The organism is Labrys sp. F242, assembly GCF_057813875.1.
The window spans coordinates 108,454-124,285 of the sequence record NZ_JBVASG010000003.1; the positions used below are offsets into that span (position 1 = coordinate 108,454).

Sequence of the window (15,832 nt, forward strand, 5' to 3'; positions counted from 1 at the left end):
TTTGCGCGGGCGATCGGGCTGGCGTGCCGTTGCCGCGGGGCTGGCAACCGCCATGATGCTGTTCGGCTCAGCACAAATCGCTGCCGCCCAAGCCTCCGCAACCGATAGCCGACTCGTGGACCTGCCGCTCGAGATCTCGGCGCCGCCGGCCGGACACGGCGCGGTCGTACTCTTCCTGTCGGGTGATACCGGTTGGGGAAGGCTGGAACGAAGCCTGACTCGCCGCCTCGCCCGGGCCGGCGTTGGTGTCGTCGGGCTCGATGCGCGCCGTTATTTCTTCACCAAACGCTCGCCTGTCGAGCTGGCACGGGATATCGAGCGTGTCCTCACCGTCTATCGCCGGCGTTGGCATGCCGGCCGCATCGTCCTAGCTGGCTATTCCTTCGGTGCCGACGCGCTGCCTTTCGCCTGGCCGTTGCTTTCGGCGAAAACGCAACGGGAAACCAGGCTGATTGCCTTGATAAGCCTTTTGGCCGAGGCCAATTTCCGCATCTCGCTCCTGGAAATGCTGAACTTGCCGGCGGCGGACGATACGCCGGTCGCGCCAATGCTGCGCGGCCTTCCCGTTCGCAAGGTGGTCTGTCTCTATGGCCGGGAAGAACGCAGCGCCTGCACCTTGCCCCAACTTGCGGGAGCCGAGCGCATCGCGCGGCCCGGCGGGCACGACCGCGACGGCGATGCCGGCGCCGCGGTGCAGGCGATCCTGCGACATCTGGCGCTCAGGCTGCCAACTCCGCCACCACCGCATCGAGCAGCGGAAAGCCCGCGCGGGTAACGCGAACCCGGTCTTCCCGGCGCTCGATCATGCCGTTTTGCTGCAGGCCGGCCAACGTAGCGTCCGCCATGGGCCGGCCGCGCAACCGGGCGAGGCGGGCAAGATCGATGCCCTCGGCGAGGCGCAGGCCCATCAGCAGCATTTCGTCGCCCTGCTGGTCCGCCGTCAGGGCCTGATCGTCGACGAGGCCATGGCCGTTCGTGCGGACCGCCGCGAGCCATTTCTCGGGGCTGCGTTCGGTCGAAAGGGCGCGGCGCATGCCATTGGCATCGATGAGGCGTCCATGGGCACCCGGGCCGATGCCGGCATATTCGCCATAGCGCCAATAGACCAGATTATGCCGGCATTCGGCGCCGGGGCGGGCATGGTTGGAGATTTCGTAGGCCGGAAGGCCGCGTCGCTCGCAGGTTTCGCGGGTGATGTCGAACAGCACGCGCGCATCCTCGTCCGGCATCGGAATGAGCTTGCCGGCGGCGACCAGGCGTTCATACATGGTGTCCGGCTCGATGGTGAGCTGGTAGAGCGAGAGGTGCTCGGCGGCCCGGTCGATGGCCTCGTCGAGCTCGGCCTGCCAATCCCCAGGCCGCTGGTCCGGGCGGGCATAGATCAGATCGAAGGAATAGCGCTCGAAGGATTTGGCGGCGATCTCGACGGCAGCCATGGCTTCGGCCACCGAATGCATGCGGCCCAGGCGCTTGAGATCGGCATCGTTCATGGCCTGCACGCCGAGCGAGACGCGGTTGACCCCGGCGGCGCGGTAGCCGGCGAAGCGCGTGGCGTCGACGCTGGTCGGATTGGCTTCCAGCGAGATCTCGGCATCGGGCGCGATGGTCCAGGCGCCGCCGATGGCATCGAGAATGGCCCCGACCGTCTTCGGCTCCATCAGCGAGGGCGTGCCGCCGCCGAAGAAGATCGATTGGACCTGTCGCCCCGGCGCGATGTCGGCCATATGGGCGATCTCGCGGAGATAGGCCCCGACATAACCGGTCTGGTCGACGCCGCCCTGGCGGACATGGCTGTTGAAGTCGCAATACGGGCATTTGGCCAGGCAGAACGGCCAATGCACGTAAACGCCGAAGCCGGGTTCAGGGGATTTGGGGATCATGCCAGCTCAAGTGGCAGTTGCTCGGGGCTACGTCAATCCCTGGGGGCACGACTTGGAGCGCGGACTTCCAGTCCGCTCTTGGAACCACTACGCTTCAAGAAAGAGGCGGACAAGATGTCAGCGCTCCAGGCGCGCCCTATCCTGCAAGCTCCCTGAACAGCGTCTTCAGCGCCGTATTCGTCTCGAAACCGATGCCCTCGGCCTGTGGCAGTGTTACATAGCCATCGGCAATCACACTGTCGTCGGCAAGGCCGCAGAAGGGCTGGAAGGCGAAGGGGGTGACCTCGGCGCCGCCGAGGCCCAGGGCCGCAGCGAGATGAAGGCCGAACAGGTGCCCACCATGCGGCCAGAAGGCCTGTCTCGCCCAGCCTTCCAAGGTCACGGCCTCGACGATCTGGAGATAGCCGGGCAGGCCGTAGCAATGCACGGGGTCGAACAGCAGCACGTCCCGATCCGGCCGCAGGCCGCCATGGCGGGCGAGGAGCCCGGCCTCCGCCGCCGAAAACAGGGCCTCGCCCGCGCCGATCGGCGGCGTATAGGCCGATGCCAAAGCGGATTGGGTTTCGAAGTCGAGCGGGTCGCAGATGTCCTCGAACCACCACAGGCCAAGGGGCGAAAGCTTCGTGGCTGCCTCCAGGCCGGCCGAACGGTCATAGGCGTTCATGGCATCGACGGCGAGGCGGCCGGGTGCTCCCAGCGCGGCGACGGCCACCTCGATGCGGCGGAGATCCTGGTCGAGGCCGGCGCTGCCGATCTTCATCTTGGCATTGAAAAAGCCGAGATCGGCGAAGCGGCGCATCTCGTCGGCCAGCAAAGAGAGGTCGTCCCGGAGATGGCGATAGCCACCGCTCGCATAGACGCGGACTTTGTTCGTTTCGGTGGAAACGGCGCCGAAACGGCCGGTGAGATGGGCATGAAGCGGTAGTTCAGCCGCCTTGGCGGCGATGTCCCACAGCGCCATGTCGAGGGCACCGATCGCGACGCAGCGCTCGCCATGCCCGCCGGGTTTCTCGCCCGTCATCATCGCCTGCCAGGCCTTGAAAGGATCGAGATTGCCGTCATCGCCGATCAGGGTTTCCGCCGGAGCCTGCAGTAGCCGCGGGGCGAAGCGTTCGCGGATCAACCCGCTCTGGGCATAGCGGCCGACCGAGGCATAGCCATAGCCGACGATCGGCCGGCCGGCTTTCACCACATCCGTGATGATGGCGACAACGCTGGTCGTCAGCGCGCCCTGCCGGGCCGGGCCGGCGTAGCGGGAGATCGGAAGGCTGCGTTCGCGGATATCGAGAATGCGCATGGCGGACAGAGCTGCGGTGTGAGGTGGTCGGCTGGCGCTTCCCTCTTACCTCAATCCCGCCTCACGCGGGACTCCTGGTAGCGGTCGCGAGCCACGGCGCTGCACAGGCCCGACCATTCGCAGCCCACACAGGCTGAACGCGTCAGATTGGCGGCGAAGGCACCACGGAAGCGTGCCAGCAAGGTCGGAGTCAGGGCGATGCGGGTGCCGGTGCGGATAGGCAGGCGCATCAGGGCGCCGACGTCGCGGATGGCGAGTTCGTCGCGCTGGTCGATCCGCGGCTCGTGGCAATGCGAATCGGCCTGTTGCAGCAGCGGGGCGCAGATATCATCAGGCCCCGCCACGATCACGATGTCTTCACCCTGGCTCAATCGCACTGCGATGGCGTCGTAATTGGCGACGAAGCCGGGGCTATAGCCTTTGCCGACATAGGTCAGCATGCAGAGGAGATGGTGGGCACGAAGCCGCACCGTCACCGGGCAGCGCCGGCCTTGCCGCGAACCAGGGCCATCAGGGTGACGGCGCCGATGACCGACTTCAGGAGGCCGCCGAGCAGGAAGGGCACCACGCCGAGCAGGAGGGCCTTTTCCACGCCGATCTGGGCGCCAAGCCAGGCACCGCCGATCGCCAGGCAGAGGGCATTGCCCAAGGTCATGTTGACGAAGGCGAGAACCGGGCGGTTGCCATTCCAGCCGCGCTCGGCCAGCAAGCCACAGAGAGCAGCGACGAGCGGGAAGGAGATCAGATAGCCAGCCGTCGGACCGACGAACAGCAAGGCGCCGATGCTTCCCGTCGCGGTGACCGGCATGCCCATCCAGGCCTCAGCCAGCCAGGCCAGAACCGTGATGGCGCCGAGCCGCCAGCCATAGAGCGCACCGATCAGGGTGACGGCCAGCGTCTGCATGGTCATCGGCACTGGGAACATGGGCACCTGGATATGGGATGCCAGGGCCAGTACGGCCGTGCCTGCGACCACGGCTGCCGCCTGCCAACCGAGGGAGCGCCTGGAGATGTCGAGAGGGCTGAAAGCCGGGATAAGGGAGGGTGTGGCGCTGTGCGACATGGGGGCTCCGCTAGAAATTATAGATAATCTTGAATTCGATGATCTATAGAGGTCACAAAATGGGACGATTGGCAATATCCGGGTGCGCGGGCATCTTGCCCGCCCTTGGAACCGCTGTACCTGCCGGATGAGAAGAGCGGGCGAGATACCCGCGCACCCGGGGGGCTCAGCCGATGATGGCGAAGGCTTCCCGCGTGGCACCGGAGGCCGACCGGACCGGCTTCAGGCCGACCCGCTGCACATGCCGGGTCAGGGTGCCGGCGGCATCGTCGACCTTGCCCGCCCGCAGCGCCGAGAGGATGGCGCGGTGATCCTGGTCGGTCGGGGTTTCCCACTCCGAGCGCCAGGCCGCGAACAGGAAACGGGCGCTGGCGGCATGGAGGTCGTCGATCGCCGCCAGCAGGCGCGGCATGCGGCAGGGCGCGAGGATCAGCCGGTGGAAGCGGCGATTGGCCTCCTCCCAGGACCGCACGTCGGGCGACCGGTCGCCAGCCTTGGTTGCTTCCTCGGCCTCGTCTAGGATGGTGGCGGTGAGGTGCGGTGCGGCCTGGCGCAGGGCCAGCACTTCCAGAGCCGCACGCATTTGCGCGACCTCCTTCACCTCTTCCAGGTTGAAGGCGGCGACACGCACGCCGCGCCGTGGCTCGCTCACCGCCAGGCCCTGTGCCTCCAGGCGCCTGAAAGCCTCGCGCACCGGCACGTGGCTGGTGGCGAACTCTTCGGCGACATGGTCCTGGCGCAGCCGGGCGTCCGGCTCGATCACCCCGGAGATGATGCGATCCGCCAGCACCTTGGCGATGCGGATGGCAATGGTGTCGTCCTTGGGGGTGCTCATGATTTATAGATAATTTTTCTGATCGGTATTGTCGACATCAATCCCGGCCCAGTGCCGGGAGGTTAGCCGGCTGCCACCGGCAAAGCGCGCTTATGGGCGCTGGTGCGATAGGTCGACAGGATGCGCTGATGCGAGGCTTCGCTGATCGCCTTGCCCTCCAGGAAGTCGTCGATCTCGTCATAGGTCACGCCATAGGCGTCCTCGTCTGGCTTCAGCGGCACATTGGTCTCCAGATCGGCGGTGGGCACCTTGAACACCAGCTCGCGCGGTGCACCCAGATGGGCGGCGAGGGCCCGCACCCGTCTCTTGTTCAGGCCGGCGAGCGGCAGGATGTCGGCGGCGCCGTCGCCGAATTTGGTGTAGAAACCCATCACCGCCTCGGCCGCATGGTCCGTGCCGATGACGAGGCCGCGCACGGCCCCGGCGAGGCCGAACTGGGCGATCATGCGCTGGCGTGCCTTGATGTTGCCGTGGTGGAAATCGGCGCGCGCGCCCTCGATCAGGTCGCCGGCTTCGCGTGTAAGCTCGGCCATCATCGCGTCGGCCGCCGGCTTGATGTTCACGGTGACGACGCGATCGGCCTTGATGGTCGCCAGGGAGTGCTGCGCATCCTTCTCGTCTGCCTGCACGCCATAGGGCAGGCGCATGGCCAGGAACCGGGCGTCATACCCCTTGGCTCGCAACCGTTCGACGGCGGCCTGGGCCAGCAGGCCCGCAGTGAGCGAATCGACGCCGCCCGAAATGCCGAGTACATAAGCGCGCCCTCCCGAAGCCTTCAGATAATCGGCCAGGAAGGCGACGCGCCGTTCGGCCTCGGCCGCGGGATCGAAGGCTTCGGGCACGATGATGTCGGGCGTGAGCGGTTGCGGCATGGTCGGGCTTTCACGAGGTTGAATCGGGCGACAACAGGCCATGTTCGTTCCGGAGCGTCAATGACATTGGGGGACCGGGCATCTTCCTACCGGAGAGCGCGCCGGTTACAGGCTGGTCTGAGGACCGGCCCCCCAACCTATCCACAACGTGCCGGCCCCCAGCTCGTGCTCCCTCCGCCCGCATCTGCTAGCGTGCCGCCATGACCTCCACGCCCCGCAAACTCGACACCGCCGACGCGTCTGCTCCCGTCACGCCGATGATGGCGCAATATCTCGAGATCAAGGCCGGCCATCCCGGCGCCCTGCTGTTCTATCGCATGGGCGATTTCTACGAGCTGTTCTTCGAGGATGCCGAGATCGCTTCCAAGACGCTCGGTATCGTTCTGACCAAGCGCGGCAAGCACCAGGGCGAGGACATCGCCATGTGCGGCGTGCCGGTGGTCAGGGCGGACGAATATTTGCAGCGCCTGATCGCCCATGGCCACCGTGTCGCGGTCTGCGAGCAGATGGAGGATCCGGCCGAGGCCAAGAAGCGCGGCTCCAAATCGGTGGTCAAGCGCGGCGTGGTCCGTCTGGTCACGCCCGGTACCATCACCGAAGAGACGCTGCTGGAGCCGACGCGCGCCAATCTGCTGCTGGCTTTGGCGCGACTGCGCATTTCCGACGACGAGGCCCGCTATGGCCTTGCCTTTGCCGATATCTCCACCGGGGAGTTCGGCTTGTCGGAATGCGACGAGGCGGGGCTGCCGGCAGAACTCGCCCGTCTCGACCCCTCCGAAGTCGTCATGGCCGAGACGGTGCATGAGGAGGCTTCGCTGGCCTCCCTCTGGCGCGAATGCCGCGCTGCCGTCACGCCGGTCGGGCGCGACGTCTTCGACGGCACCCAGGCCGAGCGCCGTCTCGCCGCGTTCTATGATGTGGGCACCATCGATGGCTTCGGCACCTTCTCGCGGGCCGAACTGGTCGCCGCTTCCGGCCTCGTCACCTACATCCTGCGCACCCAGGTCGGCCAGAAGCCGGCGCTCGCTCCGCCCCGCCGGGACGGCGCCAATGCGCATATGGCCGTCGATGCCGCCACAAGAGCCAATCTGGAACTGACACGCACGCTCGGCGGCGAGCGTGCCGGATCCTTGTTCGATGCGATCGACCGCTCGGTGACGGCCGCCGGCGGTCGTCTGCTGGCGCAATGGCTGGCGAGCCCGCTGCTGCAGCCCGAGGCCATCGCCCTGCGCCAGGACGCGGTGGCCTTCTTCGCCGAACAGGCCCTGCTGCGCGGCCAGATCCGGGCTCGGCTGAAATCGGCGCCTGATATCGCCCGCTCCATGGCGCGCCTCGCCCTCGACCGGGCCGGCCCGCGCGATCTGGCGGCGCTCAGGGAAGGGCTCGTTGGCATTGCCGGTATCGAAACCCTGCTGCGGCAGCGCGAAACCGAGTTGCCGCCGGTGCTCGCCGGTGTCCTGTCGGCCCTCGCAAGGCCGGGCCAGGGCCTGGCGGCGCGCCTTGCCGCGGCCCTGCAGGACGATCTGCCGCTGCTCAAGCGCGATGGCGGCTTTGTCCGCGCCGGCTATGACCAGGCCCTCGACGAGACGCGGGCTCTGCGCGACGAGAGCCGGCGCGTCATCGCCGGCCTGCAGGCGCGCTATGCCGAGGAGAGCCAGGTCCGCCAGCTCAAGATCAAGCACAACAACATGATCGGCTATTTCGTCGAGGTGCCGCAGCAGGCTGGCGAGGCCTTTCTGCAGCCGGGCCTGCGCGAGACCTATGTGCATCGCCAGACCATGGCCGGTGCCATGCGCTTCTCCACCGCCGAGCTTTCGACACTGGAATCGCGCATCGCCTCGGCGGCCGAGCGCTCGCTGGCGAGCGAACTTCAGATCTTCTCCGATCTCGCTGCCGCCCTGCTCGGCGACAACGCTGCCATCCGGGCCGCTACCGAAGCGCTGGCTCTGCTCGATGTCATCGTGGCGCTCGCCGTCCTGGCCGACGAGGAAAACTATGTCCGCCCGCTCGTCGACACCTCGCTGGCCTTCGCCATCGAGGGCGGCCGCCATCCCGTGGTGGAACGGGCGCTGAAGCGCGAGGGCAAGCCCTTCGTCGCCAATGACTGCGAGCTCAGCGGTGAGGCGGAAGGACAGCAGGCCGCCGGCAAGATCTGGCTGCTCACTGGCCCGAACATGGCTGGTAAGTCGACTTTCCTGCGCCAGAACGCCCTGATCGCGGTCTTGGCTCAGATCGGCTCCTTCGTGCCGGCGAGATCGGCCCATATCGGGGCCGTCGATGCGTTGTTCTCGCGTGTCGGCGCCGCCGACGACCTGGCGCGTGGACGCTCCACCTTCATGGTGGAGATGGTGGAGACGGCGGCGATCCTCAATCAGGCTGGGCCGCGCGCGCTCGTCATCCTCGACGAGATCGGCCGCGGTACCGCCACCTTCGACGGGCTTTCCATCGCCTGGGCGGCGATCGAGAACCTCAGCGCCGTCAATCATTGCCGGGCCTTGTTCGCCACGCATTATCACGAGCTCACCCAGCTGACGAAGAAGCTGCCGCGGCTGGCCAATGCCACCATGCGGGTGACCGAATGGCATGGCGACGTCGTCTTCCTGCATGAGGTGGTGGCCGGCGCGGCCGACCGCTCCTATGGCATCCAGGTCGCCAAGCTCGCCGGCATGCCGGCCGCCGTGGTGGAACGGGCGCGGGCCGTGCTGGCGCAGCTCGAGGCGACCGATCGCCAGGCTCCGGCGGCCCGCCTGGTCGACGATCTGCCCTTGTTCGCGGCAGCCCCGCGTGCAACGGCCCAGCCCGCCGTCAAGGCGCGGGACGAACTGACGGAAGCCCTCGATGCGCTCGACCCCAACGACATGACGCCTCGCCAGGCGCTCGATGCCTTGTTTTCCTTGAAAGCCAAGCGCGATAGCGCCAAGAAGGGATAACTGGAGCGCGGACATGCTGTCCGCACCGATGCCGTATCCGCAGGATGGGAAGAGCGGACAGGATGTCCGCGCTCCGACACCCTTCTTCCCAAGGCCTGCAATGCTCGACAAGCCCGATCGTGAGCTCCACCTCGTCCTCGACCGCATGGCGCTCGAAGCCGAGATCGATGCCTTGGCACTGGAGCATGAGGGCCATGCCGATGCCTTGCGCCTGGCGGTGGTCACCCTGCTCAAGGCCACTTTGCGCGACGGCCGCGAGACCATCCATACCTGGTTCAGCGAGGACCGTCTCGGCACGGCCTGCGCCCAGCGCCTGTCCTGGCTCGAGGACGAGATCATCCGGGCCAGCTACGCCTATGTGACGCGTTACGTCTATACCACCCACAATCCGACGGCGAGCGAGCGCATGGCGGTCATCGCAGTGGGCGGCTATGGTCGCGGCACCCTTGCGCCCGGCTCGGACATCGATCTGCTCTTCCTGCTGCCGTCCAAGCAGACGGCCTGGGGCGAGAGCGTCACCGAGGCCATCCTCTACGTATTGTGGGATCTCGGCCAGAAGGTCGGCCACGCCACGCGGTCGATCGACGAATGCCTGCGTCTCGCCCGCAGCGACATGACCATCCGCACTGCTTTGCTCGAAGCGCGCCCGATCCTCGGCGATATGGGGCTGGCGAGCGAGCTTGCCAGCCGTTTCGATCGCGAGCTCGTACAACTGACGGCGACGGAATTCGTGGCGGCCAAGCTCGCCGAGCGCGACGAGCGCCTGATCAAGGCTGGCAATTCGCGCTACCGGGTCGAGCCGAACGTCAAGGAAGGCAAGGGCGGCCTGCGCGATCTCAACACGCTCTACTGGATCGCCAAATATGTCTATCGCGTCAGGGATGCCGCCGATCTCGTCGAGGCCGGCTTGTTCACCCGGCGCGAATATCGTCAGTTCACCCTGGCCGAGGATTTTTTATGGGCGACGCGCTGCGCCATCCATTTCCTCACCCACCGCGCCGAGGAGCGCCTGACCTTCGATCTCCAGCGCGAGATCGCGGCCTTTCTGGGCTATTCGGATCGCGGTGCCTTGCGCGGCGTCGAGCGCTTCATGAAGCATTATTTCCTGGTGGCCAAGGATGTCGGTGATCTCACTGCCATCGTCTGCGCTGCGCTGGAAGCGCGCCAGGAAAAGCCCAAGGCGATGCTGGATCGCTTCATCGCTCCCTTCCGCCGCAGCCAGCGCCAGGCCCTGATCGGCACCAAGGATTTCGTGATCGAGACGGGGCGGCTCAACATCGTCAACGATCAGGTGTTCGCGCGCGACCCCGTCAACCTGATCCGGCTGTTCCATCTCGCCGATCTGCATTCGCTCGCTCTGCATCCCGATGCGATGCGCCTCGTCACCCGCTCGCTCAAGCTGGTGAACGCGGCGCTGCGCGAGAATGTCGAGGCCAACCGGCTGTTCCTGGAAATCCTGACATCGCGCAACGCGCCCGAGACTGTGCTCAGGCGCATGAACGAGGCCGGCGTTCTCGGCCGCTTCATTCCCGATTTCGGCAAGGTCGTGGCGATGATGCAGTTCAACATGTATCACCGCTACACGGTGGACGAGCATCTCCTGCGTTCGGTCGGCGAACTCGCCGACATCGACCGAGGCGAGGGTGGTGACGAGCATCCCCTCGTCAACGAGATCATGCCGACCATCCAGAACCGCACTGCGCTCTATGTCGCCACCTTCCTGCACGACATCGCTAAGGGCCGGCCGGAAGACCATTCGCTCGCCGGTGCCAAGATCGCCAAGCGATTGGGGCCTCGCCTCGGCCTGACGCCGGGCCAGACCGATACGGTGTCCTGGCTGATCGAGCAGCATCTGGTGATGTCGATGACGGCGCAGTCCCGCGACATCTCCGATCGCAAGACCATCGAAACCTTCGCCGGCACCGTGCAGACGCTGGAGCGGCTGAAGCTGCTGCTCATCCTCACCGTGGCGGATATCAGGGCGGTGGGGCCAGGCGTCTGGAACGGCTGGAAGGGCCAGCTCCTGCGCTCGCTGTTCTGGGAAACCGAGCTGGTGCTGGCCGGCGGCCACTCCAAATCCGACCGGCGCGCCAGCGTTCAACTGGCCCAGGACGAACTCAGGGCCGGCCTGTCCGACTGGAGCGCTGCGGAGGTCGATGCCTATGTGGCGCGCCATTACCCGCCTTATTGGCTCAAGGTCGAGCTGCCGCGTCGCCTGCGTCATGCTCGCTTCATCCGCGCCGCGCGCGAACGTGGCGAGACGCTCGCCACCGAAGTCGCCACCGATGCCTTCCGCGGCGTGACCGAGCTGACCATTCTCGCCCCCGACCATCCGCGCCTGTTGTCGATCATCACCGGCGCCTGCGCCGCCTCTGGCGCGAATATCGTCGACGCCCAGATCAACACCACCACGGACGGCCTGGCACTCGACACCATCTTCGTCAGCCGCGAGTTTCCGCAGGATGAGGACGAGCTGCGTCGGGCAGGGCGCATTGCCCAGGCGATGGAACAGGCGCTCACCGGCACCATCCGCCTGCCGGATGCCGTGGCCAAGCGCAGCGCCATCAAGCCGCGGCAGAAGGCCTTCCAGGTCGCGCCCGAGGTGGTGGTCGACAATGAATGGTCGAACCGCCACACGGTAGTGGAGGTCTGGGGCCTTGACCGCCCCGGCTTGCTCTATGACCTGACCACGGCGATCTCGCAGCTCAACCTCAACATCGCCTCGGCCCATATCGCCACCTTCGGCGAGAAGGCTGTCGACGTGTTCTATGTCACCGATCTCACAGGCGCCAAGATCACTTCGGTGCAGCGCCAGGACAGCATTCGCAGCAATCTGCTGGCGGTGTTCAAGAGGGAAGGGAAAGCGGGCTGAAAGGGGCAATGCCGGCTCCACCCAACGGCCTCATTGCAGCTTTTGCACCAGTTGCTGGTAGAGCTTCTGCGAATCCGCTCCCATCGGGAGGTCGTTCTGCGCTTTGGGGCCGACCAGATCGGCGGTGACGATGCGCGCCCGGTCGCGCAGGGCCGACCAGTCCGGCAAGGCCCATTGGGCTGGCGTGATGGTCGAGAGGATGTAGAGCACGTTGTAGCGTCCCGTCAGGGTCAGGCTCTGGACCGCCGGCCGTCCCAGCATGTTGACGAGGGCGCCGACGAGCATGCGCTGGTCGTCGGGCGAGACGGTGCCGTCCCTCAGCGCCCGCACAAGATTGTCCGTGGTCGTCCTCCGCACATCGCCATTGGGGCCATCGATCAGGTTGACGTTGGCGAGCAGCTGTTCTCCGTCCGTCAGCTTGGGTGGAGGCGGGAGCTTGTAGGCGCGAGACTGGTCGATAGCCTGCGTCAGCACGGCATTCGAATCGCGCAGATACATGTGTTGGGAGGGGTTCATCGTCGGCGATGGCGTCGGAGCCAGGGCGTCCTTGAGTTTGGACTGGGCTTCCTCGAGCGAGCGTTTCATTGCCTGCAACTGATCATCGAGGTCCTTGAGTTCGGCCTCGTGCCGAAACCGCTCCGTCTGGAGTTGAACATCGGCCCTGAGGAAACGCTGGGCCCGTTTGTCATTGTCCGCCGACAGCTCCTCCGCCTGCCCGCGCAGACGATCGGCTTCCTTGCGTGCTTCGTTCTCTCGGAAGAAGGATATGAGAGCGAGAATGGCAAAGGCGATCGACAGGATGAGCGTGACGACGAACCCGGTGCGAATCTGGCGCGTCCGGCGTTCGGCCGCCTCGCTCGCACTGACGAAGGCCTCGATTTCCGGGTCCTTGTCGCGATAGCCGGCGGCTTCCACCAGCGCGTTGCCGGTGAGCAGATAACCGGGCGCCCGGTTCGACCGGCGCCATTGATAAGCAAGGGAGCCAATTCTGACTTGGGCGCGGCCATCCTGCGCCGTCGTCTCGCCCTTCGGGGCCCTGGCCACGGTCTTGCCGGCCGGCAAGGTCGCTTCCGGCAATTCATGATAGGGCGCCAGTGGCAGATCGAGCTCCGGTTTTGCTCCGCTCGTCGACCAGGTCAGCAATTGCAGGCTCCAATAGTCGAGGATGCCTTGGGCTGTCTCGCGGTCTCCCTCCTTTCCAAGCTGCGCGCCGGCTGTCACGACACGGTCTAAGAAAGCGACGATACGATCGCGAAAGGCTGCGAGCGCCTCTGGACTGTCGTCATTGCGCTGGCTGCTGGACCTGAGCAGGTCGAGATGTTCGTTGCTGATGTCCGTGATGCTTGCGAAGGAGATCGGCGGGTGGTGCGACGTTGTCCCGCTCATTGCACGGCCCCCAGAATGTTCTTCAGGCGGTCGCTGATCTGGAAGACACTGTCGAAATCCGCTTTTAGCCGGCTGTCGAGCGCGAAGAACTGTGCGCTGGCATTTTTCTGAAAAGCCGAGAAGGCCCGCTGCAGGGCCCGGATCGTCGGGGCGCTCTTGAGGTTGAACGCGGTGTCGCGCTGTGCGATCTCGACATCCTGGAGGCAGGCATCGATCTTGTCGCAATCCTCTGCATCCACCGTCATGTCAGCCCGTTCGAGGCCGAGCACAGCCAGATTCAGCAGCATCACCCTGGTCTCCGGCCACAAGGCGGCGATCTCGTCCACGATCAGGGCACCGGGATCGTCCAGGCAACTGGCGAGGATCGAGAGATTCTGCTCCACTTTCTGCAAGCGGTTATGTGTCGCGATCCGGCTCATCAAGCTGCGCTGCAGGGCTCCGAGGGCGGCGATCGCCTCGTCGAGCGCAGCCAAAAGCCCGGTGTCGGCTGCGCCGATCTCGATCAGGGCACCGGCCAGTTCCGGCAGGGGCAGTTTCGTCGCCGCATCGAAGATACCCTTGTTCAATTGCACCGACTGGCCATCGCTGATCGCGGCGATCTGCCGGATGGCGATGAGCACCGGGCCAGGCTTGTCGGCGTCGAGTCCTTCCTGGCAGCGCTGCGAGCTGCTTGCCAGGTCCTCGACCCAGGAAAGATCGAGACCGACGAGGATTTCGTCTGCACCAGGCCTCGCGATCTCGGTGCGGATCGCGATGACGGCGGCGCGGACCTGCGAGATATAGACCTGGACCGTCTCGAAGCTGATCGGGTTGTCCATGGTCGCCACGGCCTGCAGCAGGATGCGGGTGTGGTTGATCTGAATGTGATGAAGGCTGTCGTGCAGTCCCTTATAGGCCGCCAGCAGGTTGATGCGTTGGCCGATTTCGGTAAGCCGCTGCTTCGAGATGCCCGCCTTCTTGCACACCTCGTCCTTGGCCAGGTAGGCTGCGAGGCTGTCGAGCCCGGTGACCACGGTGCCGACCTGCGACGCCACGCTCGGCGGCGCAGTCAGCGCATCGGGGATCAACTGCGTGACCAGCTCCTTGAAAGCGGTGTTGTCGTTCTTGGCATGCAGGACGATAGCGACGAAGTTGGTCAGGATCCCGCATTTTTGTGCCCAGTCGACGCAATCACGGGCGACCTTGCGCCGGGGTTGCTCGGCAAAGCTCACGCCGGTGATGGCAACCGAGGTGCCGTAGCAAATCTGCATGAGGTCGCCGAGTTCGCGAAAGGTGCACAGGTCTCCGATGGCGTTGGAGATCGAGATCACGCTCTGAGGGGGGAGTGTGACAAGGCCCATGCCGTTCTCCCTTTCCTCAAGCCGCCGGGATGGCCGCGCCGAAGCCGGCCGCCTCGATATCAGCCCGGATCAATCCCGCCGGGACGCCCTGGTTGAATTTCGGCTCGCCCCAGGCCGGATCGCCGAAATGATGGAGGGCGAGAAGCTGCCACTCCAGGCTCAGGCAGGGTGAGCCCGAAGAGCCCGCGTCGGTGTTGGTGGCATAGCGCAGCCTTGGCCGCTCCGGCGGGGCGGGCGTCGGCAGGATCGCCTCGGTGTCGATCGCCAGCTTGACGGGCCCGCCATGGGGATGCTGGACGATGATCAGGGGCGAGCCCTGGCTCAGGGCGCCGTCCCGCTCCGGCAGGGCGAACCAGCCACGTCCGGTGCCGGCGGTCTCGGCGAGCTGCAGCAATGCGAAGTCGAGTTCGGTCGCCGCCGGTGGCGGCTCGTCCGGTGCCGCGGTCATTTCGGCCGGCGCGTAGGGGCGATGGTGCAGCAGCGCGGTGCCGGACAGCGCGACCACCTCGCCCTCGTCGAAGGAACCGTCGGCCTTGCGGGCATAGTCGAAGCGGCAGGAAATGGCTGGCAAATCGTTCTGCCCGGCCGCAGCCTCGACGACATGCCAATTGGTCAGCACGGCTTGCGGCCCGACCAGGAAGCCGGTGCCGGCCGCGCTGCCGGCGATCTCGATGCGGCAAACCCGGCGCAGCGTCTGCGTCATTCCGGCGATCCACAGGGCAGGATCGAGCATGCGCAGATGGGGCTTGATGTTGCGCTGCAGGCCGGGGCCCAAGGTCGCATCGCTGGGCTGTGTGCGGCGATTATCCTTGTCCAGCATCACCAGATCATAGGGGTTGCTCAGGATTTCGGCGGCCGCTTCCGGCGCCAGCTGGGCGATGAGTTGGCGGATATCGTCGCGACGCGGACGGTTGACGTAGACTGCCTTGAGGAAATTGCCGGTCTGGCCCTCCTGTTCGAGGCGAATGACCAGCTCGCGCAGCACGGAGACCAGCGGTTGCCTCACGTCGGTCCAGTAGACCTCGAGCTGATCGCCGGTTGCCACATAGACGAAATTGCTGAGATCATCGAGATTGACGGTCGTCGACAGGGCCTTGGCCAGTTCGGAGACTTGCGTGCCTGTGAGCTTGTCCACCGTCGCCCCCTCTTGCCGCCTGGAGCCCGCCGCTTCGCCCGACGATCTCGGTGCCGGTTCATGGCTGAGCGCTTATTTGCTCAAGCTATTTGCTTCGACGCGTCTTCGCGGCTCCAGGTGACTCCGTCCAATCGCAAAACGCTTTAGCATAGTTGCGTGAGAGCGCCGTGAATCCCGGCCGGCAGAGGTTTGTTGAACTTCAATGTGCTGCAGATGATGTTG

At 65.8% G+C, this 15,832-nt stretch carries 12 protein-coding genes; 3 read left to right on the forward strand and 9 right to left on the reverse strand.

What is annotated here, in order from left to right:
• Position 1: 1 nt before the first annotated feature.
• Positions 2 to 775 carry an AcvB/VirJ family lysyl-phosphatidylglycerol hydrolase gene (locus tag ACZYTC_RS20210; RefSeq protein ID WP_434958717.1) on the forward strand — a complete coding sequence of 258 codons (774 nt, stop codon included), beginning with the start codon at positions 2 to 4 and terminating at the stop codon, positions 773 to 775.
• Here ACZYTC_RS20210 and hemW read toward each other — a convergent pair.
• From hemW to nadE, 6 genes are all read right to left on the reverse strand, one after another.
• Positions 720 to 1,880, reverse strand: a complete 1,161-nt coding sequence (gene hemW, locus ACZYTC_RS20215) for a radical SAM family heme chaperone HemW (protein WP_441770890.1) — start codon at positions 1,878 to 1,880, stop codon at positions 720 to 722. The genes ACZYTC_RS20210 and hemW overlap by 56 nt on opposite strands.
• Positions 1,881 to 2,016: 136 nt before the next feature.
• The gene (locus tag ACZYTC_RS20220; RefSeq protein ID WP_441770891.1) at positions 2,017 to 3,177 is read right to left on the reverse strand and encodes an enolase C-terminal domain-like protein; all 1,161 of its coding nucleotides are present in this window, start codon (positions 3,175 to 3,177) and stop codon (positions 2,017 to 2,019) included.
• A gap of 50 nt (positions 3,178 to 3,227) precedes the next feature.
• Positions 3,228 to 3,653 (reverse strand): DUF1284 domain-containing protein, encoded by a 426-nt coding sequence (locus ACZYTC_RS20225; protein ID WP_434958714.1) that lies wholly within the window; start codon positions 3,651 to 3,653, stop codon positions 3,228 to 3,230.
• Positions 3,650 to 4,240, reverse strand: a complete 591-nt coding sequence (locus tag ACZYTC_RS20230) for a biotin transporter BioY (RefSeq protein WP_434958713.1) — start codon at positions 4,238 to 4,240, stop codon at positions 3,650 to 3,652. The genes ACZYTC_RS20225 and ACZYTC_RS20230 overlap by 4 nt, the downstream gene beginning before the upstream one ends.
• A 166-nt stretch (positions 4,241 to 4,406) precedes the next feature.
• Positions 4,407 to 5,075 carry a GntR family transcriptional regulator gene (locus ACZYTC_RS20235; RefSeq protein ID WP_434958712.1) on the reverse strand — a complete coding sequence of 223 codons (669 nt, stop codon included), beginning with the start codon at positions 5,073 to 5,075 and terminating at the stop codon, positions 4,407 to 4,409.
• A gap of 62 nt (positions 5,076 to 5,137) precedes the next feature.
• A complete protein-coding gene (gene nadE, locus ACZYTC_RS20240) occupies positions 5,138 to 5,947 on the reverse strand; it encodes an NAD(+) synthase (RefSeq protein WP_441770892.1) in 810 nt (269 codons plus the stop codon).
• Between the two features lie 200 nt (positions 5,948 to 6,147).
• Here nadE and mutS point away from each other — a divergent pair, with 200 nt between their 5' ends.
• Entirely contained in the window at positions 6,148 to 8,877 is a 2,730-nt protein-coding gene (gene mutS / locus ACZYTC_RS20245; protein WP_488990397.1) for a DNA mismatch repair protein MutS, read from the forward strand.
• 100 nt (positions 8,878 to 8,977) lie between these two features.
• The gene (locus ACZYTC_RS20250; RefSeq protein ID WP_434959729.1) at positions 8,978 to 11,749 is read left to right on the forward strand and encodes a [protein-PII] uridylyltransferase; all 2,772 of its coding nucleotides are present in this window, start codon (positions 8,978 to 8,980) and stop codon (positions 11,747 to 11,749) included.
• 30 nt (positions 11,750 to 11,779) lie between these two features.
• On the opposite strand, the gene ACZYTC_RS20255 is transcribed toward ACZYTC_RS20250, so the two are convergent.
• Genes ACZYTC_RS20255 through ACZYTC_RS20265 form a run of 3 tightly spaced genes read right to left on the reverse strand, consistent with a single transcriptional unit; the run spans position 11,780 to position 15,610 of the window.
• Complete coding sequence (locus ACZYTC_RS20255; protein WP_441770894.1) at positions 11,780 to 13,135, reverse strand: PspA/IM30 family protein; 1,356 nt, start codon at positions 13,133 to 13,135, stop codon at positions 11,780 to 11,782.
• Positions 13,132 to 14,475, reverse strand: a complete 1,344-nt coding sequence (locus tag ACZYTC_RS20260; protein ID WP_441770895.1) for a hypothetical protein — start codon at positions 14,473 to 14,475, stop codon at positions 13,132 to 13,134. The genes ACZYTC_RS20255 and ACZYTC_RS20260 overlap by 4 nt, the downstream gene beginning before the upstream one ends.
• 16 nt (positions 14,476 to 14,491) lie before the next feature.
• Complete coding sequence (locus ACZYTC_RS20265) at positions 14,492 to 15,610, reverse strand: trypsin-like peptidase domain-containing protein (protein WP_441770896.1); 1,119 nt, start codon at positions 15,608 to 15,610, stop codon at positions 14,492 to 14,494.
• Positions 15,611 to 15,832: the final 222 nt, after the last annotated feature.